Annotated in this window: 21 protein-coding genes and 1 tRNA gene; 14 read left to right on the top strand and 8 right to left on the bottom strand. The window is 64.8% G+C overall.

Annotation, left to right across the window (positions count from 1 at the left end):
• Positions 1-4 precede the first annotated feature (4 nt).
• Both HBOR_RS12670 and HBOR_RS12665 read right to left on the bottom strand, forming a co-directional pair.
• Positions 5-184: a ribbon-helix-helix domain-containing protein gene (locus tag HBOR_RS12670; protein ID WP_006056364.1), complete on the bottom strand. Its 180-nt coding sequence runs from the start codon at positions 182-184 to the stop codon at positions 5-7.
• 211 nt (positions 185-395) lie between these two features.
• Positions 396-980 carry a double zinc ribbon domain-containing protein gene (locus HBOR_RS12665; RefSeq protein ID WP_006056365.1) on the bottom strand — a complete coding sequence of 195 codons (585 nt, stop codon included), beginning with the start codon at positions 978-980 and terminating at the stop codon, positions 396-398.
• Positions 981-1,092: 112 nt separating this feature from the next.
• Between HBOR_RS12665 and HBOR_RS12660 the strand changes: the two genes are divergently transcribed.
• Positions 1,093-1,166, top strand: a tRNA-Tyr gene (locus HBOR_RS12660).
• 120 nt (positions 1,167-1,286) lie between these two features.
• On the opposite strand, the gene HBOR_RS12655 is transcribed toward HBOR_RS12660, so the two are convergent.
• Positions 1,287-1,769: a peroxiredoxin family protein gene (locus HBOR_RS12655; protein WP_006056366.1), complete on the bottom strand. Its 483-nt coding sequence runs from the start codon at positions 1,767-1,769 to the stop codon at positions 1,287-1,289.
• 212 nt (positions 1,770-1,981) lie between these two features.
• Between HBOR_RS12655 and HBOR_RS12650 the strand changes: the two genes are divergently transcribed.
• The 10 genes from HBOR_RS12650 (at position 1,982) to HBOR_RS12605 (ending at position 11,273) form a co-directional block, all read left to right on the top strand.
• Positions 1,982-3,181, top strand: coding sequence for a M24 family metallopeptidase (locus HBOR_RS12650; protein WP_006056367.1), 1,200 nt, complete (start codon positions 1,982-1,984; stop codon positions 3,179-3,181).
• Between the two features lie 122 nt (positions 3,182-3,303).
• Positions 3,304-4,209 (top strand): DNA-3-methyladenine glycosylase family protein, encoded by a 906-nt coding sequence (locus tag HBOR_RS12645; protein ID WP_006056368.1) that lies wholly within the window; start codon positions 3,304-3,306, stop codon positions 4,207-4,209.
• Between the two features lie 54 nt (positions 4,210-4,263).
• Positions 4,264-4,923, top strand: a complete 660-nt coding sequence (locus HBOR_RS12640) for an HAD family hydrolase (RefSeq protein WP_006056369.1) — start codon at positions 4,264-4,266, stop codon at positions 4,921-4,923.
• Positions 4,914-5,837 (top strand): adenosylcobinamide-phosphate synthase CbiB, encoded by a 924-nt coding sequence (gene cbiB, locus HBOR_RS12635; RefSeq protein ID WP_006056370.1) that lies wholly within the window; start codon positions 4,914-4,916, stop codon positions 5,835-5,837. Before HBOR_RS12640 ends, cbiB begins: the two co-directional genes overlap by 10 nt.
• Positions 5,828-6,610: an adenosylcobinamide-GDP ribazoletransferase gene (gene cobS / locus HBOR_RS12630; protein ID WP_006056371.1), complete on the top strand. Its 783-nt coding sequence runs from the start codon at positions 5,828-5,830 to the stop codon at positions 6,608-6,610. The genes cbiB and cobS overlap by 10 nt, the downstream gene beginning before the upstream one ends.
• Positions 6,610-7,179 (top strand): NTP transferase domain-containing protein, encoded by a 570-nt coding sequence (locus HBOR_RS12625; protein WP_006056372.1) that lies wholly within the window; start codon positions 6,610-6,612, stop codon positions 7,177-7,179. Before cobS ends, HBOR_RS12625 begins: the two co-directional genes overlap by 1 nt.
• The gene (locus tag HBOR_RS12620) at positions 7,170-8,144 is read left to right on the top strand and encodes a nicotinate-nucleotide--dimethylbenzimidazole phosphoribosyltransferase (protein ID WP_006056373.1); all 975 of its coding nucleotides are present in this window, start codon (positions 7,170-7,172) and stop codon (positions 8,142-8,144) included. Before HBOR_RS12625 ends, HBOR_RS12620 begins: the two co-directional genes overlap by 10 nt.
• Positions 8,145-8,151: 7 nt before the next feature.
• Positions 8,152-9,159, top strand: coding sequence for an aminotransferase class I/II-fold pyridoxal phosphate-dependent enzyme (locus tag HBOR_RS12615; RefSeq protein WP_006056374.1), 1,008 nt, complete (start codon positions 8,152-8,154; stop codon positions 9,157-9,159).
• Positions 9,159-9,911, top strand: a complete 753-nt coding sequence (locus HBOR_RS12610; RefSeq protein WP_006056375.1) for an adenosylcobinamide amidohydrolase — start codon at positions 9,159-9,161, stop codon at positions 9,909-9,911. Before HBOR_RS12615 ends, HBOR_RS12610 begins: the two co-directional genes overlap by 1 nt.
• Before the next feature lie 24 nt (positions 9,912-9,935).
• Positions 9,936-11,273, top strand: coding sequence for a cobyrinate a,c-diamide synthase (locus HBOR_RS12605; protein WP_006056376.1), 1,338 nt, complete (start codon positions 9,936-9,938; stop codon positions 11,271-11,273).
• Between the two features lie 42 nt (positions 11,274-11,315).
• On the opposite strand, the gene HBOR_RS12600 is transcribed toward HBOR_RS12605, so the two are convergent.
• Both HBOR_RS12600 and HBOR_RS12595 read right to left on the bottom strand, forming a co-directional pair.
• Entirely contained in the window at positions 11,316-12,887 is a 1,572-nt protein-coding gene (locus HBOR_RS12600; protein ID WP_006056377.1) for a hypothetical protein, read from the bottom strand.
• Between the two features lie 102 nt (positions 12,888-12,989).
• Positions 12,990-13,403 (bottom strand): hypothetical protein, encoded by a 414-nt coding sequence (locus tag HBOR_RS12595; RefSeq protein ID WP_006056378.1) that lies wholly within the window; start codon positions 13,401-13,403, stop codon positions 12,990-12,992.
• 141 nt (positions 13,404-13,544) lie between these two features.
• Here HBOR_RS12595 and HBOR_RS12590 point away from each other — a divergent pair, with 141 nt between their 5' ends.
• From HBOR_RS12590 to HBOR_RS12580, 3 genes are all read left to right on the top strand, one after another.
• Complete coding sequence (locus tag HBOR_RS12590) at positions 13,545-14,240, top strand: cob(I)yrinic acid a,c-diamide adenosyltransferase (protein WP_006056379.1); 696 nt, start codon at positions 13,545-13,547, stop codon at positions 14,238-14,240.
• On the top strand, positions 14,240-15,919 hold the full coding sequence (locus HBOR_RS12585; protein ID WP_006056380.1) for a cobyric acid synthase: 1,680 nt from the start codon (positions 14,240-14,242) through the stop codon (positions 15,917-15,919). Before HBOR_RS12590 ends, HBOR_RS12585 begins: the two co-directional genes overlap by 1 nt.
• A gap of 63 nt (positions 15,920-15,982) precedes the next feature.
• Complete coding sequence (locus tag HBOR_RS12580; protein ID WP_013440679.1) at positions 15,983-17,803, top strand: aldehyde ferredoxin oxidoreductase family protein; 1,821 nt, start codon at positions 15,983-15,985, stop codon at positions 17,801-17,803.
• A gap of 9 nt (positions 17,804-17,812) precedes the next feature.
• Here HBOR_RS12580 and HBOR_RS12575 read toward each other — a convergent pair whose 3' ends face one another.
• The 3 genes from HBOR_RS12575 to HBOR_RS12565 all read right to left on the bottom strand — a co-directional run bounded on the left by HBOR_RS12575 (position 17,813) and on the right by HBOR_RS12565 (position 20,134).
• Positions 17,813-18,055, bottom strand: coding sequence for a hypothetical protein (locus HBOR_RS12575; RefSeq protein WP_241432417.1), 243 nt, complete (start codon positions 18,053-18,055; stop codon positions 17,813-17,815).
• A 2-nt stretch (positions 18,056-18,057) separates the two neighbouring features.
• Positions 18,058-19,599, bottom strand: coding sequence for an NADH-ubiquinone oxidoreductase-F iron-sulfur binding region domain-containing protein (locus HBOR_RS12570; RefSeq protein WP_006056383.1), 1,542 nt, complete (start codon positions 19,597-19,599; stop codon positions 18,058-18,060).
• A 175-nt stretch (positions 19,600-19,774) separates the two neighbouring features.
• Positions 19,775-20,134: a hypothetical protein gene (locus HBOR_RS12565; protein ID WP_129783439.1), complete on the bottom strand. Its 360-nt coding sequence runs from the start codon at positions 20,132-20,134 to the stop codon at positions 19,775-19,777.
• Positions 20,135-20,144 lie beyond the last annotated feature (10 nt).

The raw sequence follows: 20,144 nt of genomic DNA, 5'->3' as shown, positions 1-20,144 counted from the left end.
CGTCTTACACCTTGGCCCAGCCGCGCTTGGTGGAGGACTCGCGCCCTTCGACCTGTTGCTCGTTCAGCATCTCACGCACGGCGGACCGAATCGCTTCGGACCGGTTCGGGAATTCCCCGGTTTCGACCATGCGTTCGACTTCTTCGATCTGCTGCTTCGGAATTCGTAGTGTCACACGCTCCATTTGTGCATTCCCCCGGTAAGACGGCGCGCACGCCTCGTGCGAGCGTCTTACACACCGGAAATCGGAAGGCAGAAGCGACATCGCTTCCCTTCGGACGGTGTGTAAGACAACCGTCTTACGCGAGAGTTACCACAGAGCGATATAATATAAATCTAACGACAGGGTGTCTTACACTTCCTGTATTGCGGCGTATGCAGGTGCTTCGGGGCCTCTACCCCTGTTCGAGCACATCAGCGGCCGACGTACGACGGCCGCAACCGGGACAGAACGCCCAGTCTGAGCGCACTTCGTCGCCGCACTCACAGAAGACACGGTGGTTGGCTTTCTCCCCGCAATTCGGGCAGTATACGTCGTCTGGACTCAGCTCTTCACCACACTTCTCACAGGGCTTCTCTTGTGTATGCACGCCAGAAGCGTCCTCGTCGTTTGTCTTACGAATCTTCGAATCTGACTTAGAGCCATCTTCTGTGGCGTTTACGGACGTTTCGTCCGTTGCACTCTCGACAGCGATGTTGACGTTTACATCGCGTGGGGGAGCGAGAGTGGAGTGCCCGACAGCACCGAGTCGTTTCGCCAGCACGGCATCGACGCGTTCCTCGATGAGTTCGTCCAGCCGCGACTGGAGAACGTCATCGACGGTCACTTCGGGTTCGTCAGTTTCGTTGGCTTCGCTCGAACGCTCCGCTTCGTCAAGGTAAACGCGGAGTGCATCGCGCATCACCTCACTTTTGGAGGTTTCGAGACCCTCCAATCGCTCGACGAGTTCGTCGTCGGCGCGGAACGTTATCTTACTCATCGAGCTATCAATTCTCACATGCCTATTTTAATCTTCCCACACGTCTGACGCGTGTTCGACGCCGGCTTCGATTGGTAATTCTTAAACCGGGCGGTTGGTTACATGTAAGTGACCGCTCTTAGCTCAGCCTGGCAGAGCAGCCGACTGTAGATCGGCTTGTCCCCCGTTCAAATCGGGGAGAGCGGACTTTCTACCGACCTCGACTCCGAGAGCCTTCGCTTCACTCGTCACCTCGTTCGTTTCACTCACGAGGGCGGGAAGAACGGACTTCTCTTGTACCACTTCGGAAGCGACGCAACTGTTCGGTTATCCCTCGAACGGGTCTTCGTAGCCGTTGCGGATGAAGTACCGAACCCAGTTTCCGTACGTCCGGTCGGCGGGATGGTCTGCGACCTGTTCGTACTGTACGACGCCCTCCTCGTCTACGACGTACGTTGCAGAGATACCTGTCAAGCCGTGACTCGTCTGCTCGGTTCCGCTGTACTGCTCTGCCACCGTTCCGTCAGGATCAGCTAACAGTTGAATCCCGAGGTCGTAGCGGTCCCGCATCTCCGTCACCGGCCCGATTGGATCGGTGACGATGGGTAGGATGTCTACGCCGTCGTGGAACCAGAGGTCGTATGAGATTTCGGAGAACGTCTGGAGTTGCTCCGCGCAGAAACTACACCAGTGACCGCGGTTGATGAGGATGACCGTCGGACCGTCGTCCAGCGTTTTTGAGAGCGTTACGTCTGCTCCGTTCGTACTCGCCAACGTGAAATCGGGGGCGTCCGTCCCGTTCAGACTCATGTCTCCGTGTGACGAGCGTAGCACGCATAATCACACGGTGGTTCGGTGACGAGCGCACAGGACCGAGACAACTACTGTCCGTCGCCCAGCGACCGACGAGCCAATTCTACGGCGACGCCAATACTCGGCCGTCTGGCGGCGATACTTTCCGACAGCGCACACAGTTGGCCGCCTCCTCAGGAGTAAAGAGGGCGGCGGCTGCTTCTGTCGGTATGGCAACGCAACTCCCACCCTCTGAGTTCTCGGCGCGACTCGATGCGATTCGGGGACGACTGGCCGACACAGACGCCGATGCAGCCGTCTGGTTCGGTGCGACGAGTATCGAGTATCTCACCGGATTCCACCATATTCAGACCGAACGCCCCGTCGTCCTCGCCGTCACGGACGCCCGCGTCGAGATTACGGTTCCCCGACTGGAGGTCGAACGCGTCCAGGATAATCCCCGCATCGATGAGGTCCGTCACTACTTCGACTATCCCGGCGGCGACCCGATCAAGACGGCGGCGTCGATGCTGTCGGAACTCGGTGTAGACTCGGTCGTCGCAGACAGCGACGGCGCACCCGGAACGATGGGCTATGAGGGACCGGCCCTCTCGGAGTTCGTCGAGGTGGAGAAACAGGCGTGGGTCACGCGCATGCGCTGGGAGAAAACGGACGCGGAGGTAGACCTCATCCGCGAATCGGCCAAGTGGGCCAACCTCGGCCACCGATATCTCACGGACTACACCGAAGTCGGCGCACACCCCGCGACTGTCTCTCAACGCGCTTCGATGGAGGCCTCGCGTGCGATGCTGGACACGCTGGGTGATCGCTACTCGGTCCGCGTTCGCGGCAGCGGCCCGGTCCACGCAGGGTACATCAGCGGCCGGGAGACGGCGCTCCCACACGGCCACACGCCTAACGAACGCCTCTCGGAGGGCGACGTGCTGATCACGGGGGCGTCGGCGAATGTGGACGGCTATCACTCCGAACTCGAACGGACGATGTTCGTCGGCGAACCCACGTCCGAAGACGTTCACTACTTCGAACTCATGCTGGAGGCACAGACCATCGCCATCGATGCTCTCGGTCCCGGCGTCGAACTCGCCTACGTTGACGAACAGGTCAACGACTACTTCGAAGAACAGGGGGTCCTTGACTTGGCCCAGCACCACGTCGGTCACAATATCGGCCTCGGCGGCCACGAACCGCCGTACATCGACACCGGGTGGGACGAACACTGCGCTTCCGAACACACGGAGATGACCGAGACGGACGCGACGATGGCTCCCGGCCACGTCTACACCATCGAACCCGGTCTCTACACCGAGAGAGCGGGCTACCGTCACTCCGACACTGTCGCCGTTACCGAGAGCGGAACGGAGATGCTCACGTTCTTCCCCCGCGACTTAGAATCGAACATCATTCGGTAGGACAGCAACCGACAGCCGGCCACGCTCGCAACTGCCCGCGAACCGGTTTCACTTTCGCCGCTTCGTTCACTTTCACTCCGCCCTTTGCCGAGGTTCATATTCTTCCGTGGTCACCTCCGCGTATGTCACTCTCTGCGGACACGACGCTCGCCCTTCCGGCGGCGGCACCGTTTGACTTCTCGCAGTCGGTGTCGTTTCTCGACGGGTTCACGCCCTGCGCGGACGGACAGATCTGCCGCGATGCCGAACTCGTCACCGGTGGGTTCGCTCCCGAACCGTTCGTCGCGTACCTCTCACCGGACGGTCCGGACGCAGTTCGTGCGCACGTAGACTGGCTCCGCGCCGCAGGCGACGGCTCCGCTGTCGCGGCCCATCTCGACAACTTCCTGTCGCTTTCTGACGATCTCACACCGATGTACGAAGCGGCGCAGGCGGACGAGGCGTTCACCTCCGTCGTTGCGGACCTGTTCGGCTACCACCACGTCGGGTTTCCGACGCCGTTCGAGGCGGCGTGCTGGGCGGCGCTCTCACAGCAGACACCCATCCGCGTCGCCACCGAATTACGTGATGCTCTCGTCCGCGCCGTCGGTCGCGTTGCAGTCGTCGATGGCACGGCAGTCTCGCTGTTTCCGACACCCGCGATGGTCCGCGCACGCCCTGACGAAATCCGCGACGCAATCGGTAACGAACGGAAGACGAAGACTCTTCTCGCCGCCGCGGAGGCGTTTCTCGAACACGATCTTGCTAATCTCACAACAGATGATCTGCTGACTCAGCTTGCGGACGTGTGGGGGTTCGGGTCGTGGTCTGCGGAGTTTATCGCTCTCCGCGGATTCGGTCGGATGTCGATTCTCCCGTCCGAGGAGTCCCGTCTCTGCACCGCCGTCGGAGACGTGTACGGCATCGAAAACGCGACGATGAACGACGTGCGGCGATGCGCCGACCCCTACGGCGACTGCCGAGGGTACTGGGCACATTACATCCGCGTGTGGGACTTCCTCGGCGACGAATCCGGCTCGGACGACTGAATCCGGGCACCGCCCTCCGGCATATTCAAGTTCGATTTCACCAATCCAAGCGTAGTGGCAATCTCGTTCGACCTGTTCGGAACGCTCGTCGCCGTAGAGCGCCCGGCGGACCCGGCGGCGGCCGTCGCGGCTGAACTCCGCGACAGAGGAGTCGCCGTCCCCGATGATTGGGGCGACGCCTACGCCGAACTCCATATCGACGCCCCGGACGGTGCGGAGGTCCCGCTTCCGGCGCACGTCTCCGCGGCCCTTCGCTCTCGGGATGTTGACGCCCCCGCTAACGCGGCACGCCGGGCCGTCGTCGCCGCGTTCGATCCCGAAGTCCGGACGCCTGAGGGTGCCGTCGATGCCGTGAGCGCCGCCGCCGAACGCGGTCCTGTCGCCCTTCTCTCGAACTGTTCAGTTCCCGAACTCGTCGCACGGACGCTCATCCGCTCGGACCTCGACCGAGACGCGTTCGACGTGATGGTTTCGAGTGTCGCCTGCGGGTGGCGAAAACCCCATCCCGAAGCGTTCGAGACGGTTGCCGGACGCCTCGACGTTGCGCCCGAAACTCTCGTCCACGTCGGTGACGACCCGAACACTGACGGTGGCGTCGAAGCTGTCGGTGGAGCGTTCGTAGACGTACGCGAGGTGGGATTCGACACCCTCACGGACTCGCTTCGGCGCGGTGCGCGCTCCGAACTTCTCTCGGAGGGTGAGTCGTGCCCCTAACCGCCGCTCTCGCCGTCGTCCTCGCGGCCGGACTCGACGTGGCGGTTGCCGAACCACCGGCACGCGTCCACCCCGTAGCTCTCCTCGGCCGACTCGTTTCGCATGCCGACCGCACGTGGTCACACCCGCGACTCGTCGGCGTCGTACTCGCCCTCGCTGCACCTCTTGGATTCGCTGGCGTCGCCGGTGGTGTCGTCGCTGCCGCCGAGACGCTTTCGCCGTGGGTCGGCGCACTTTTCGCCAGCCTCGTTCTGTTCGCTGCGACGAGTCTCCGGATGTTGCTCGACGCCGTCCGCGACGTGACGCAAGCGGCCGAAACCGATCTCGATGCCGCTCGGACAGAACTGCGCGCACTCGCCGGACGCGACGCTTCGGCGTTGGACGCCGCGCACGTTCGCTCCGCGGCGGTCGAGAGCGTCGCGGAGAACCTTTCGGACGGTCTCGTCGCCCCGCTTTTCGCCTTCGCCGTCTGTGCGCCGTTTTCGCTCCCCCTCGCCGCGGCCGCCGCCGCGTGGGTGAAAGGAGTCAACACGCTCGATTCGATGTTCGGCTACCGCTCGAAGCCAATCGGCTGGGCACCCGCTCGTCTCGACGACGTGGTGATGTGGCTCCCGGCACGACTCGCGGGGGTCTTGCTCGCTGTCTCGGTGGCCGAGTTCTCACTTCCGTTTTCTTCGCGTGTGCGAACGCTCGCGCGACGGCCGCCGTCACCGAACTCCGGGTGGCCGATGGCGACGATGGCGGCGGTGCTTCCGGCGCGACTCGTCAAGCCCGGCGTCTACGACCTCGATCCGGCGTCGGACACGGCGAACACGCGCTTGCCGACCACTGCTGATGCGATGCAGGCAGTCAGAGTAACGAACCGCGCCGGACTGCTCGCGTTCGCCCTCGCGGGGGTGATCGCGTGGTTCTAACCGCGCTCCGTGGTGGACTCGTCTTCCTCACCAGACTTCCGGTCGGGGTGGACGAGGCGTCGTGGGACGCATTCCGTCGGACGCCTGTGGCGTTTCCGCTCGTCGGCTACGGTCTCGGCGCACTCGCGGCGATTCCCTTCTTACTTCCCGTCCCGGTGCCGACCGCGGCGGCGCTCTACATGGCGGCGCTCTACGTTCTGACGGGTGTCACGCACGTTGACGGCCTCGCGGACGTTGGCGACGCGGCGGCCGTCCACGGCGACGCAGAAGAGCGACTGGCGGTGCTGAAAGACTCACAGACGGGTGTCGGCGGCGCGCTGGCGCTCGGACTCGCACTCGTCACGCTCGGTCTCGGCGCACTCAGCGTCGCGGGAACGGCTCCCCAAGTCGCATTTCCCCTCGTTGTCGCCGCCGAAGTCGGCGCGAAAACGGGGATGGCGACGCTCGTCTGTACGGGCGAGAGCGCCCACGAGGGTCTCGGATCGGCGCTCATCGACGTGAACGACGTTTCGAATCTAGTTCCCGTCGCCGTTTCACTCGTTCTCCTTCCGGCCCTGCTCATTACGCCTGTCGCTGGCGTCGCGGGGGTCACTACCGCGGCATTTGCGGCCGTCGCCGCGGCGTCATTCGCTCCCGTCGCTGTCGCCGTTCTCGCCGGTCGCTGGGGTAACGAGCATCTGGGCGGCGTGAGCGGAGACGTACTCGGGACGGCGAACGAACTCGGGCGCGTCGCCGGTCTCCACGCGGGGGTGCTAGCGTGGACGCTCTTCTGATGTGCGGCGGGCAGGGAACCCGCCTTGGCGGCGAAACCGAGAAACCGCTCGTTCGCGTCTGCGGCGTGCCGATGGTTGACCGCGTTGCCACCGCGCTGCGACAGAGTCGCGTCGAGACAGTCCACGCGGTCGTCTCTCCCGACGCACCAGAGACAGCACAGCACGTCCGAGAGAAGCGTCTCTCGGTCGTTGAGACAGCGGGGGAGGGCTACGTGTCCGACTTGACCGACGCCCTCGAAGCGGTCGGGAAACCGGTTGTGACCGTTGCCGCCGACCTGCCGCTCCTCGCGGCCGAACATGTCGATAGCGCCATCGAGACCGCGAACGCGGCGGGGGAACAGATGGATGGTATTGCCTCCGTCACCGTCTGTGTGCCGGCGAACCTGAAGCGTCGTCTCGGCGTCTCCGTAGACACGACGTTCGAACACGAAGGCGAGGAGATCGCGCCGACTGGACTGAACGTCGTCGCTGGAGCGACGGACACCGTGCAGTTGACGTACGATGACCGCATCGCAGTGAACGTGAACCGACCGACTGACCTCGAACTCGCGGAGGAACGGTGCGATTGATACTCGTCGCGGGGACGACCCGCACGGCCGAACGCGAAGGTATCAGCGCCGCAGGTGCGACGCGAGACCTGTTACTCCACACGCCGAGCGCGGACGCCGAGATTCTGGTGTACGGCGAACCGGTCCGCGCTCCGGTCACGCCCGTCAGTCCGTCCGGATGTCCGACGCCCGCCGCCGTCACCCGCGCCGCTCGTGAACTGGTCGGCTTCGACGTGACCATCGTCGATGGCGGCCTCGCCCGTCCGTCGGGTGCGCCGACGGTTTCGGTGGGTGCAAAGCCCGGCCGCGACATCGGAGACGCTGACCCGGTCCCGACCGCTCCCGGTGCGTTCGCCGCCGCACGGGAGTTCGGGCGGTCGCTCCCGGACGACGAACTCGTCGTCGGTGAGACGATACCCGGCGGAACGACGACGGCGATGGCCGTCTTCCGCGCACTCGGCGAGGACTGGCCAACCTCCTCGTCGCTGCCGGAGAACCCGGTCGAACTGAAAGCGCGCGTCGTCGAGGAAGCGTTCGACGCCTCGGAGATCGAACCCGGACAGGCCGCACACACCCCTGAGCTCGCGGTTCGGTTCGTGGGCGACCCCGTCTTGGCATCCGCCAGCGGCCTCGTCGTGGGCGCGCTCGAATCCGACACCGAAGTCGTCCTCGGCGGCGGGACGCAGATGCTCGCCGTCGCCGCACTCGCTCGTCATGCGGGCGCTCTCGGCTCACTGACGCTTGCGACAACCTCGTATCTCGCCGCTGATGTGCCCGAACTCAGCGAAGCGACGGACGCACACGATGTCGAACTCGTCGTCACCGACCCCGGATTCGACGCTGCTGACGCCGGACCGCTCTCGGCGTACGCTGACGGCGTAGCCAAAGAAGGCGCGGCGATGGGTGGTGCCCTCTACCTCGCCGATCAGGCCGACGCGCTTGATGGCGTTACGGGCACAACACTTGATGTACTAGAGCGGCTCTAAGCCGATAATGGACCTTGATGCCGTCTCCGCTGTCTCCCGTGTTCCACACGGTGGCGCGGACGACGTAACCATCCTTGATTTCAGTGCGAACACGAACCCGAACCGACCGTCGGGCATTGCGTTCGCATACGAGTCCGCGCTTGCAACGTCCACGCGGTATCCGGCCGACGACTACGTTGATTTTCGCGTTGCGGCCGCCGAGTACGTTGACTGCGACCCGCACGACGTGATACCGACCGCCGGTGGAATGGCCGCTCTTCGACTCGCATTCGGCGTCACCGTCGGCCCGGGCGACGACGTGCTGCTTCCCGAACCGAGCTTCGGCGAGTACGACCGCGAGATCAGATTACAAGGCGCGACGCCAGTCGCCGTCGCACACGACGAGATTCTGGAGACCGATCCACGAGACTATGCTGCTGCCGTCGTCTGCAACCCGAACAATCCGACGGGCGAGGCGGCCGACCCCGACGAACTGCGCGCGTATCTCGAAGACTGCCGCGACGCCGATACCGTCCTCATCGTTGACGAGGCGTTTCTTGACTTCACCGACGATCCGAGTCTCGCGGGCGAACCCGGCGTCATCGTCGCTCGGTCGCTGACGAAGATGTTCGGACTTCCCGGTCTTCGCGCGGGATTCGCCGTCGCCACGGAGGCACTCGGAGAGAAGCTAGACGCCGCGCGACAGGCGTGGTCGCTCTCGACGCCTGCGGCCGACGTCGGGGAGTTCTGCATGCGTCAACAGGTGTTCGTCACCGAGACGAAAGTCCGCGTCCGAATCGAACGCGAGCGGATGCGCGAACGGCTCTCTGATGCGTTCGAGGTGTATCCGTCGGACGCGCCGTTCCTTCTGCTCGGCGTCGAAGGCGACGTGGACGAACTGCTGTCGTACGCCCGTGAACGGGGCTTTGCGCTCCGCGATGCGCGCACCTTCCCGACGCTCGACTCGCACGTCCGGGTAGCCGTCCGTCGGCCGCAGGAAAACGACAAACTTGTTCGGACACTGCTTGAGTTCTGATGCTAACACCCGTCTTCGACGCCACCGTCCGCGACGACGTGCTTCAACTCTCCCGACCGGAGACGCGGTGGCTCTCGACTGGGCATGCGGGCGGCGAATCGCGTGGCCCTGTCGCGTACAACGTGAGTGTCCCCGAGGGTTGGGACGAGATGGACGTAGACGGCTACGTCGAACGCCGCCTCGACGCGGCGGGATTCGATGAGAAGGGACCGACACTCCTCACCGGCGTCTCGATGCGCCATGCCCGTCGCGCTCGTCTCGGTCCTGTCGAAGTCGTCGCTACCGCTGGCGTCTCGAACCCGGCGGCGCTTCCAGTCGCGGATTCGGCGCACTCCACAGCGCACTCCCGGACGGACGACCCTCCCGCGGGGACGGTGAACGTCTTCGTCGGGACGACGCGTGACCTTGCTGCGGGTGCACTTGCGAACCTCGTCGCCGTCGCCGCCGAAGCGAAAACGGCCACCCTTCTCGCGCAGACAGGGTTCCCCGGGACGACGACGGACGCGATAATCGCTGCCTGCGATCCCGCCGGTGAGACGACTCTCTACTCCGGAAGCGCTACGGAAGTCGGAGCGGCGACCCGCGCGTGCGTCCGTGACGCGCTCTGTGCGTCGCTTGAGTCTCGATACAGTGCCGCTGACGGCAACGAGCTTCCTGATTCCGTCGAAGACGCGAAGTACGGCGTCGTCACCGACGAACGCGCTGCTGTCAGTCAAATTCTCACCGACGAGAACGACGGCGAAGCTTTGTAATCGGGGCACGCGGAGAGACGGACAATGACCGACACACCGGTTCCGGCGGACCTCCCCGGTCTCGTTCTCGCGGGGACGGCGTCGGGTGTTGGCAAGACCGTCGCTACGCTTGCGGTCTGCCGCGCCCTCGAACGCGAAGGGCACACACCCGTCGCGGCCAAGGCCGGACCCGACTTCATCGATCCGAGTCACCACGCCGCGACGCTCGGCCGTCCGTCGCGGACGCTCGATCCGTGGCTGGCCGGCGACGACGGTCTCGAACGAACCTACGCCCGCGGTGCAACCGACGGTGACGTGTGCGTCGTCGAGGGAATGATGGGGCTGTACGACGGGGACGTGAGTACCGCCGCCGTCGCCGCGAAACTCGATTTGCCTATCGTCCTCGTCGTGGACGCAACCACGGGCATGGAAAGCATCGCGGCGACGGCGCTCGGCTTCCGCGCCTACGCCGACCGGATGGGATACGACGTTGACGTGGCTGGTCTTCTCGCCGCCCGCGCTCGTGGGGGCAGACACGAGGAGGGGATCAAGAACGCCATCCCGGTGGAGTTGCACTACGTCGGTCGAACGCCGCCGCTGGACGGTCTCGAAGTCCCCGAGCGACATCTCGGACTCCACTACGGCGACGAGTCGGCGGTGGACGACGACGCACTCGACGCGGCGGCCCGACACGTCGATACCACGGAACTGCTCGCACTCGCCCGCCGTCCCAGAGTGGATGCGCCGCCGGAACGCCCCGTCGAATCGACGGATGTGACCGTCGCTGTCGCTACCGACGACGCATTCCGGTTCGTCTATCCGTCGGTCCGCGAGCACCTCGCCGCGCGGGCGACTGTCGAACCGTTCGCGCCCGTCGCGGGCGACGATCTGCCCGACTGCGACGCCGTCTACCTCCCCGGTGGCTACCCAGAACGTCACACCGAAGCCATCGCGGAATCGCCCGCGCTCTCGACTATCGCGGAGCGGGCCGCCGACGGGCTTCCCGTTTTCGGAGAGTGTGGCGGCCTCATGGTTCTCGGAGAGTCGTTGACGACAGCCGAGGGGGAGACATACGAGATGGCGGGCGTGCTTCCCGTCTCGACGCATCTGACCGAACGACCGGTCGGTCTCGACCACGTCGGTCTCCGGGCGCGCCGCGACTCGATTTTAGCATCCGAGGGAGAGACGGTCCGCGGCCACGAGTTCCATTACTCGGCGGCTACGGCCGCACCGGATGCCCGCTACGCGTTCGAGGTGGTCCGCGGTGCGGGTCTCGACGGCGCGAACGACGGTCTTACCGAGTACCGGACGCTCGGAACGTACACGCACTTCCACGCCGAATCGGGCGCGCTCGACGCGTTCGTGGAATCGGCCGGGCGTTAGTTCGAGTCCGGCGCGCTCGACGCGTTCGTGGAATCAGTCGGGTCAGTCCGATTCGGTGCGCTCGATGGTGAACTCGTAGGCTGTGCCATCGACTTCGAGTCGCCGTGTATTGCTATCGTTGCCGACGCCGAGGGCGCTCTCGGCGACGTGTTCGTCGGTGCGGAGGACGACGCGGTGCACGTCGTCGGCGAAGAACGGGACGGTGTTCCGAACGCCGTGGATACGCCAGCCTGAGTTGCCGCCCTGCATCACCTGTTCGGGCAGTCGCGTCTCGTCGGCCGAATCGGCCCGCGTCGCCGTCAGTGTCGCGTCCGGCGAGTGTTCGCCGTCGCCGTACCGTGGCGAGGTCACTGTCACCGTGTCGCCGTTTCGCTCCGCTGTCACGTCGTCGGTCGGTTGTATCGTCACCTGATCGGCCTCAATGTCGAGAAGCGCACCGCTGGCTCCCGCCTCCGAACCGTCTCCGGTGACGACGGCATATCGGCCACCGCCGAGGTGGCCCACACCGAATCCGTTAGTGGCCGCGTTGGGGTTGTCGCCACCGCACGGTACCGCGTCGCCGTGAAACGCTCGGAGCGATAGCGTCTCCGTACCGCCCGGCGGGAGGAGGCGGCAGTCCATGGTGTGTATCTTTGGGAAGAGATGGAACCACTCGCCGTCGTGGAGTTTGTACAGATCCCAGTGACCGCACCCGACATCTGTGTGTGAGTGGTTGAAGAATTTGTACTCGACGGCACCCGGAAGCGAAAGCTGCTCTGTACTCGGTCTGATGAACGTCTCTGTCGTCGCATCCGCTTCGTGGAACCACGCAATCGTCTGTTCGGTGAGCGACGGGACCGATTCGCCCGCGAAGCGTGACTCCGCCTCGGGACCGGGTGCCTCGCTGTCCCACACGTTCAAAGTGAGCCCGCTATCTCGCCCCCAGAACTCATAGCGGCCTGTCGGGCGACCGTACTCGGTCCCTTCAGGACGACCCAATAGAACGTACTCGCCGCGGACCCACTCGTCAGCCGCCAAACGGATCCGTTTGGGGAGCCACGGACCGGACTTCGGTGACGAGAGTCGCCACGTCCCGTCGCTGGCGCGTTTGTAGTCGGGCGTCTCCGAGGCCAGATCGTGGGATTCAGTCGGTGCCACCACGAGGTCCGTCCGGTAGCCTGCACTTCGGATTTCGTCGGTGCTGTCTTGAGGGCCGTCACCGATGCACTCACCACGGCCGAACGGCGGTATCTCGTCCAGTCGGAACGTGTTGGCGAAGTCGTTGTCGTTCTGCAGGACGAACACGAGTCGCGCGGGGTGGTTCGCCGTCGCCGTCTCGGTGAATCCGGAGTATACCGCCGCGTTGTCGTCGTTGTAATAGAATCCCCCCGAGAGCGCGTACGTTCGTGGCGTCGTCTCGGCGGTGATCACCTGCGACCAATCGGGTCTCGCTTCGGGAAACGTCTCCGGCGGGCGTCCAACATCGTTCGACGTGTTCGTCTCTGTTTCCGTGGCGGTGCTTGTGGGGTTGCTCCCCTGTTCGGTCGTCGTCTCCGTCGTATCACCGTGTGTCTGGGTACACCCGGTAACGAGCGGGAGGGAGGCAGCAGCAGCGAGGAAGCGTCGTCTGCGCATACCTCCGAGTAAGTGTCTGCTGACAAATCACTTTAGTAATGTAAAACGGTGATTTGACAGAGCCAAGGCCGTCGAAAAGAGTCACAGAGAACGCTCTTCACGTCAGTCCATGGATGGCGTCACCGTCCCAGGACCGGCGCTGTCGCGGGAATCGGCTGTCCACGCTTGGTGTGCCATGAGGAGCATGCTGACGACGAGACACAGCCCCCACAGCATCGTGGACATGCCAATGACGGCGATACCGGTCGCTGAGACACCCCAGACGGCCAACGGGAGCATCCACTGCCCGATCAGATAGAGCCCCGCTGTCGCTTTTCGGAGTCGTCCGACGACGTTCAACGCGTCCACTTGACTCCCCATGACAATCGCCAGTATCGAGAGCACGCCCAAGTGCGCGTGGCCCGGAACCAACCATCCCGCGTTTCCACCCGTCTCCAACTGCATCGCCATGTACAGTCCAACCGCCATCATCACTGTCAGTCCGAGGAATCCCGACGTTTTCAGTACTCGTGACATCGCAGACCAACCCTTGTGTCCCAATAGCATAATACCCGATCCGAGTCTCAGTGGGGGCAAATCGATTTCTCTGACCGCTCATTCGGAACGTTCACCGCTTGCACTCGTCGCCTTCTTGTCCGCCCGCACGAACGTTCAGGCATGAGCAACGAGCGACCTGACTCGCCCGAAGAGACGCGACAACACACGCCCGGCGGCGGTATCTCGCCGGCGGCGACGGATATCGAACCGGCCGCGCCCGAGGAGTTCGGTCTCGTGCAGGCGTGGTGGGGCGACGGCAAGGGCAAAACCACCGCCGCGTTGGGGATGGCGTTCCGCGCGGCGGGGCACGGCTACCGCGTCCATCTTCTCCAGTTCCTGAAGGGCGGTGCGGATTCTGTTGAAAGCGTCCGCGGCGAATACAACGTCATCGCGGCTCTCCCTACCATCTCCTACGAGAATACCGGTCACTACGGCTGGAAAGGCCGCATGGACGGGTCGGACGACGACGAACACGCCGCGAAGGCGCAGGCGGCGTTCGACCGGACCAAGGAGTTGGTCGCCGCCGCGGGCGAGGCTGACCTAACCGCGCCGCTTCCGTCCGATGGCAACGCCGAGGACGGGGTCCATATGCTTGTCTTAGACGAGATTCTGTACGCCGTCGAGATGGGATTACTCGACGCGGACGAGGTACTCGAACTGGTCGAATCGAAGCCCGAGAATCTCGAACTCGTCCTGACTGGCGGGCACGAGGAACCAACGTTCCTCTTGGATGCCGCGGATCTCGTCAGCGAGGTGCGGAAGGTGAACCACCCGTTCGACGACGGGACGCGAGCGCGGAAGGGTACCGAATACTGATGACGGACGACGGCGCGTCCGATTCGAGTCCGCCCCATTCGACTCGGACCATCCTCGTCGCGGGGACGGCGAGCCACGTCGGCAAGAGTACCGTCGCCGCCGGACTCTCTCGCCTCCTCGCGGACCGCGGATTCTCCGTCGCGCCGTTCAAGGCGCAGAACATGAGCAACAACGCCCGTGCCGTCCCAATCGCACCGGCGGTGGCCGGGTCGTCGGCAGAGCGAGGCGGAGACGCTGGTGACGCCGACACTGTAACCGACGCCGCCTTCGGAGAAATCGGGGTCTCCCAGTACGTCCAAGCCCGCGCCGCCCGCGTGACGCCGACGACGGATCACAACCCTGTCCTCCTGAAACCCCGCGGCGAGGGGGAGTCACAACTGGTCGTGAACGGCCGTCCCGCGGGGAACCACGCCGCGAGCGACTACTACGAGGAGGGCTGGCACCGCGCCCGCGATGCCGCGGAGGCGGCGCACGCCCGACTCGGAAGACAGCACGACGTGGTCATTGCCGAGGGTGCCGGCTCAATCGCGGAGATCAATCTCCACCACCGCGATTTGGCCAACGTCGAGACGACGCGGTTCGCCGACGCCGACGTGCTTCTCGTCGCCGATATCGAACGCGGCGGCGTCTTCGCCTCGCTCGTCGGAACGCTCGAACTCGTCCCCGACGACGTGCGCGACCGCATCGCTGGCGCGGTGATAACGAAGTTCCGCGGCGACGAATCACTCCTTTCGGACGGTCTCGACGCCTTCGAGGAGCGAACGGGTGTGCCCGTCCTCGGCGTCCTTCCGTACGACGACCCCGGACTTCCCGAAGAGGACAGCGTTTCTCTCCCGGCGATAGACGAACGCGCCGCTGTCGGGGCGTCCGCGAACGAGTCGGAGGCGGCCATCACTATTGCCGTCCCGCGACTCCCTCGCGTCTCGAACGCGACGGACCTCGAACCGCTCGCGGCCGAACCGGGTGTTCGGGTCGAGTACGTTCCCCTCGACGCCGACCTGTCGTCGGCCGACGCCGTCGTCCTTCCGGGATCGAAGAACACCGCCGACGACCTACGAGCCTGCCGCGAGGCTGGCCTGCACGACCGACTTCACGAGTTTTCCGGCCCTATCGTCGGTCTCTGCGGCGGCTACCAACTGCTCGGCGAACGCCTGCGAAACGTCGGCGCTGAGAGCGTCCGCGGCGGCGACGAACTCCCCGGGTTCGGCCTCCTCCCGGTCGAGACGCGGTTCTCCACGGAGAAGCGTGTTGCCCCGGTACGGTGGCGGTTCGACGGCACCGGCCCGTTCGATGAGTTCGCGGGAACCGTCTCGGGTTACGAGATTCACACCGGCGAGACGAGTCTCGTCGCCGATGCAGACACTCTGTCGGGTGCGGACGCTTCGCCGAATGCAGACACTCTGTCGGACGCCGGCACTCCCGTGGCTCCGTTTGTCGCTGATGGACGCGCGGATGCCACACTCGGTATCGCCCGCGGCCGCGTTCTCGGGACCTATCTCCACGGCCTGTTCGAGAACGACGAGGTGAGAGACGCCTTCTGCGACCACCTGTTCGCCGCCGCCGGGAAGTCGCGGCCGACAGGTGACGAACTGGCTGTCTCCCCGTACGACCGCGCGGCGGCGCTCGTCTCCCGACTCGATCTCGAACCGCTCGGATTCGAAGCCGTCGGTGACGACTAATTGTCTCCCCGAGTCGCCGAGCGTCGATTCGTTCTTCCGCCTTCCGAACCGTATTCGAACACGATGAGCGATACGGCCCTCCGCAAGCGAACTCGTCTCCTCCGCGTAGACCTCTCCGACGGGACGGTCACACACGATTCCCTCCCCGCCGAGTGGCGTCGGCAGTTCGTCGGCGGTAAGGGACTCGCTGCCCGACTCCTCTATGAGAAGCTCGACCCGGGTACCGACCCGCTTTCGCCGTCGAATGTGGTGATCCTCGCACTCGGACCACTCTCCGGCATCGCCCCCGGTGAGGACCGTTTTGCCGTCGTCACGAAATCGCCGCTCTCGGGCACGTTTCTCGACTCTTACGCCGGTGGGTCGTTCCCGCCAACGCTTGCCGGCGCACTTCCTGACCACCTCCTCGTCGCTATCGAGGGACAGGCGGACGAACCGACCAGACTCGTGATCGAGGACGGCGATGCCCGTCTCGAACGGAGCGATTGCTGGGGACTCGACACCGTGGAGACCGACGACCGCGTGGACGGCGCAGTCGCCTGCATCGGCCCTGCGGGTGAGAATCTGGTACGGTACGCCACGCTCGCCTCGGACGGTGGCGACCACCACGCCGGACGCGGCGGCGTCGGGGCCGTCTTCGGATCGAAGCAACTGAAATCGGTTGTCGCTCGTGGTGACCCGCCCACATCGACGCCGGAACTTGAGTCTCTCCGCGAGGCACACCGCGAACGCTTCTCGCGTGAGGGGCCGGGCGAGTGGCTTCGTGCGGGCGGGACGCTGGAGACGATAGACTTCGCCGACGAGATGGGCGTTCTCCCGACGCGCGGGTGGGAGTCCGGGTCGTTCGACGGCGTGGACGACGTGGGAATCGAGGCGGTTCAGGCGGCCGCTGTCGCCCGCGAATACGACGATGTGAGCGTCGTGAGCGACGGACGCGGCGACTTTCGTATCGAAGTCTCCGATGAGCAGAAACCCGAATCCGTGCCGCGAGGGGCCGCACCAATCTCGCTGGGTGCGGGTCTCGCTATCGACGATTTCGACGCTGTGGCGACGCTCGGAGCGACATGCGACCGTCTCGGTGTGGACGTAATCAGCGCCGGTACCGCCGTCGCGTGGGCGATGCGAGCGGCCGACGAAGGGCTCCTCGAACGCGACCTGTCGTTCGGTGATGCGGCGTCGGCACAAGCACTCGTTTCACGTATCGCTCGCCGCGATGGTGAACTCGCAGATACACTCGCGGACGGTGTGGACGCGGCGGCCAACCGTTTCGGAAACGACGAGCGACGTTCACATACGTCGGCTCAGCAGACACCGTCTGGTGATGGCGATAGTCTCGTTCCGACGGTAAAGTCGATGGCACTCCCGTCGTACGACCCGCGCGGGTCGCCAGCGATGGCACTCGCTTACGCGACTAGCGACCGGGGAGCGTGTCACCGCCGCGCTCGCCCCGTCGTTGAGGAGGTGTTTGCCACCGAGGAGTGGTCGCCGGAACGCCGCGCGGCGGCCGTCGCCGAAGAACAGATCACGCGGGCGGTGCTGTGGTCGCTGGTCGTTGATGACTTCGCGGGCGAGGTGATCCGTGATTACGGTGCGTCGTGGCTCTCTGCCGTCGGTCTCGACTACACGCCGGCGGAACTTCGTCGCGTCGGCGAACGAGTGTGGACGCTCACTCGCCTGTTCAACGTCCGCGAGGGATTCGACCGTGACGACGATGCGCTGCCCGACATACTCACCCGCCCGCAAGTGCAGGGCGGGCACGACGGACTGGACCGCGAGGCGTTCGAGCGGACGTTGGATGCCTACTACGACCGTCTTGGGTGGGATGAAGACGGGCGGCCGACGCCAGACCTGTGCGAGCGGTTGGGGATCGATAATTTGCGGCCCTGACAGCGTCGCTCACCGCGAACGCAACCAGTCAGTGATGTCGAACACGAGAACGGCACCGACGATACCGACTGTGACAAATCCGAGTCCGTCAACGGCCGAGGCAAGCATCGAGGGTCCCTGTTCTGTGACCCACGCGTCAGCGAACAGGTCGATAACGGCGTAGACGACTATCGCCACCGGGAGGATTGGTCGGAGAAGTTCTTTCACGGCGTTCAGGAGGTTCCACCGCGTGATCCGGACGTCCCACTTCACACTCACTGTCCCGCCTGCGCGTCACACTGCCCCGTTGGACATCGGCCGTGAGTATGCGCCTCGAATTCTGCCTCGAATGCGGCCATCGCCGTCTCGACGGTTCGCGCCGCGCTTCGGCCGAAGTCACACGTACTCGTGTTTCGCATCGTCCGCGTCAACTCCCGAAGCGTATCGTCGTCGTAGTCGCCCGCGTAGATGTCGCGCAGGAGGTCGGTGAGTTGCGTTGTCCCCTCGCGGCACGGGACGCACCGCCCGCAGTTCTCTTCGGACGCGAACCGCGCGCGCGACCCCACGGTCGCCAGCGCACACCGGTCGTCACCGAACAGTTCGACGACGCCTTCGGTACCGAGATTCGCCCCCGACAACGCGGGTGCAGAGAGCGTGTGGTCCAGATGGCGGGTGACGCCGCCGAACTGCCCGCCGACGATGGCCATCTTCGTCTCCGTTCTATCCACGGCCGCCGCGGCCGCCCGAAGCGGTGCTCCTGTTGTGAGTTCGACCGTCGCGGGTGAGTCCACGTCGCCAGTGACGGTGACGACGCGCGTTCCCGGGTCAGCATCGTCGGCGTCGAACTCCTCGGGCCGGAGAATCGCTTCGCGCACCTGTAGCAACGTCCGCGGCGTATGGATGACGGTCGGCCGGCCGTACAGACCGTGCGTTTCCGGTCCCGGCGGGCGTAAGCGTGCTTCCAATCGGTCGTTCCCCTCTAAGGATTCAAGCGCCATCGTCGGTTCGCCTGCGATATACCGTTCGGGACCGACGGCCACCTGCGGTGCGTCGCCGTACTCGTCCCGGTAGCGCGAGGCGGCGGCCGAGAGGCGTTCGGCCGCCATCGACCCCGTCTGGGCGTACATGATTACGTCCTCGGCTTCCACGAGGTGTGCGACGGCCATTGCGGCGTCTACGACGCCCCCGGCATCGCCTTCAACGAGCGTGCTGTCCGTTCGGTTTCGCTCGTCAGCGTCGTTCGCGTTCACCACGAGTACGGTGTCGCCGTCGGTTTTCCGTGCCGTTGCCCACCCCTCAGCGACCGGCCGGTCTGCGCGTGCGTCGCCACGTCCGCGACCGAGAAGGCCGATTCGGTGTATCTCCGTACACACGCTCTCGGAGTCGTCGGAAACGGCGTCGAGAACGGATTCTGTGGGTGGTTCAGTCGGATTCACCCATCCACATCGACCGAGTACACGACGGCAACCGACACGCAACGGCCCTTCGTCGGGAACTGGCAACCGCGTTCCGTCACTCTCGACTACAGCGTCTGCACCGTCAGCGAGAGCGTCCGCGGATTTCCCCGATTCAGCGGCGTGTATCACGTTACGGACGGTGTCGAGCGACGGCGTGGCGTAGAACGCTGTCTTATTCGCCACCGTGACCAACAGTAACGGTTCGAGTGCGTCCGCTCCCGTCGGTCCCGTCTCTCGAACGGTCGCCGTCTCGGTGGCCTCTCTCGCAGCGTCTACGACGGCGCTCACGTCGGTTCGATGCGGCGAACCCCCGGCGACGCGAACGACCGGCCCGCCGACCGCTTCGTTCGAAGTCGTCATCTCAGAAAACTACACTCGGTCGCACGAAAGGTTTGTTGCCTCCTGCTGAACTGCCGGAAAGAATACGGACGTGAGACCCCTGTGGTTTTCGCCACGTGCCCTGATCTCGAAAGCGGCCGACTTGTCTGCCGTGTGCCCGAATTCCGAATGACGGCAGAGCGTGTTGTAGGCGCGACTACACCCTGTCGGCCGCTCGTGTGGGTTGTTCGGTGGAGATGGTGCCCCCCTCGATGACCGCTCCCCTGTCTCTGTGGCTGCTGAGGGTGACGTAACCGCTGTGGCGGTCCGTCTCTCGAACGGCCCTCCGAAGTGTTGAGTCGGGTGCCTCTGAGTCGGTGACGGTGTTCGACGGGTTGAGCGTTTCTTTGGTCGTACCGGCGGACGAATCGGAACTGGGTTCCGAATCGAAGCCCGTGAGCGCGGAGACGCGTGTGACAACGTCTCCACTGAATGGCCCACCGGGCGATGCCCTGCCCGTCGAAACTGTTTCACCCCTTCCGTAACCGTTGCCCATCTCCAACTGCGTTAGTGGCACGAGGACAATG

It is taken from the genome of Halogeometricum borinquense DSM 11551 (assembly GCF_000172995.2).
GTDB lineage: Archaea > Halobacteriota > Halobacteria > Halobacteriales > Haloferacaceae > Halogeometricum > Halogeometricum borinquense.
This window is presented reverse-complemented; position numbering and strand designations above follow the sequence as displayed.

What these genes read in the sequence shown, in the direction of transcription:
- HBOR_RS12670 (WP_006056364.1), bottom strand. Translation starts at nt 184, where the DNA reads ATGGAGCGTGTGACACTACGAATTCCGAAGCAGCAGATCGAAGAAGTC.
- HBOR_RS12665 (WP_006056365.1), bottom strand. Translation starts at nt 980, where the DNA reads ATGAGTAAGATAACGTTCCGCGCCGACGACGAACTCGTCGAGCGATTG.
- HBOR_RS12655 (WP_006056366.1), bottom strand. Translation starts at nt 1,769, where the DNA reads ATGAGTCTGAACGGGACGGACGCCCCCGATTTCACGTTGGCGAGTACG.
- HBOR_RS12650 (WP_006056367.1), top strand. Translation starts at nt 1,982, where the DNA reads ATGGCAACGCAACTCCCACCCTCTGAGTTCTCGGCGCGACTCGATGCG.
- HBOR_RS12645 (WP_006056368.1), top strand. Translation starts at nt 3,304, where the DNA reads ATGTCACTCTCTGCGGACACGACGCTCGCCCTTCCGGCGGCGGCACCG.
- HBOR_RS12625 (WP_006056372.1), top strand. Translation starts at nt 6,610, where the DNA reads ATGTGCGGCGGGCAGGGAACCCGCCTTGGCGGCGAAACCGAGAAACCG.
- HBOR_RS12615 (WP_006056374.1), top strand. Translation starts at nt 8,152, where the DNA reads ATGGACCTTGATGCCGTCTCCGCTGTCTCCCGTGTTCCACACGGTGGC.
- HBOR_RS12610 (WP_006056375.1), top strand. Translation starts at nt 9,159, where the DNA reads ATGCTAACACCCGTCTTCGACGCCACCGTCCGCGACGACGTGCTTCAA.
- HBOR_RS12605 (WP_006056376.1), top strand. Translation starts at nt 9,936, where the DNA reads ATGACCGACACACCGGTTCCGGCGGACCTCCCCGGTCTCGTTCTCGCG.
- HBOR_RS12600 (WP_006056377.1), bottom strand. Translation starts at nt 12,887, where the DNA reads ATGCGCAGACGACGCTTCCTCGCTGCTGCTGCCTCCCTCCCGCTCGTT.
- HBOR_RS12595 (WP_006056378.1), bottom strand. Translation starts at nt 13,403, where the DNA reads ATGTCACGAGTACTGAAAACGTCGGGATTCCTCGGACTGACAGTGATG.
- HBOR_RS12590 (WP_006056379.1), top strand. Translation starts at nt 13,545, where the DNA reads ATGAGCAACGAGCGACCTGACTCGCCCGAAGAGACGCGACAACACACG.
- HBOR_RS12585 (WP_006056380.1), top strand. Translation starts at nt 14,240, where the DNA reads ATGACGGACGACGGCGCGTCCGATTCGAGTCCGCCCCATTCGACTCGG.
- HBOR_RS12580 (WP_013440679.1), top strand. Translation starts at nt 15,983, where the DNA reads ATGAGCGATACGGCCCTCCGCAAGCGAACTCGTCTCCTCCGCGTAGAC.
- HBOR_RS12570 (WP_006056383.1), bottom strand. Translation starts at nt 19,599, where the DNA reads ATGACGACTTCGAACGAAGCGGTCGGCGGGCCGGTCGTTCGCGTCGCC.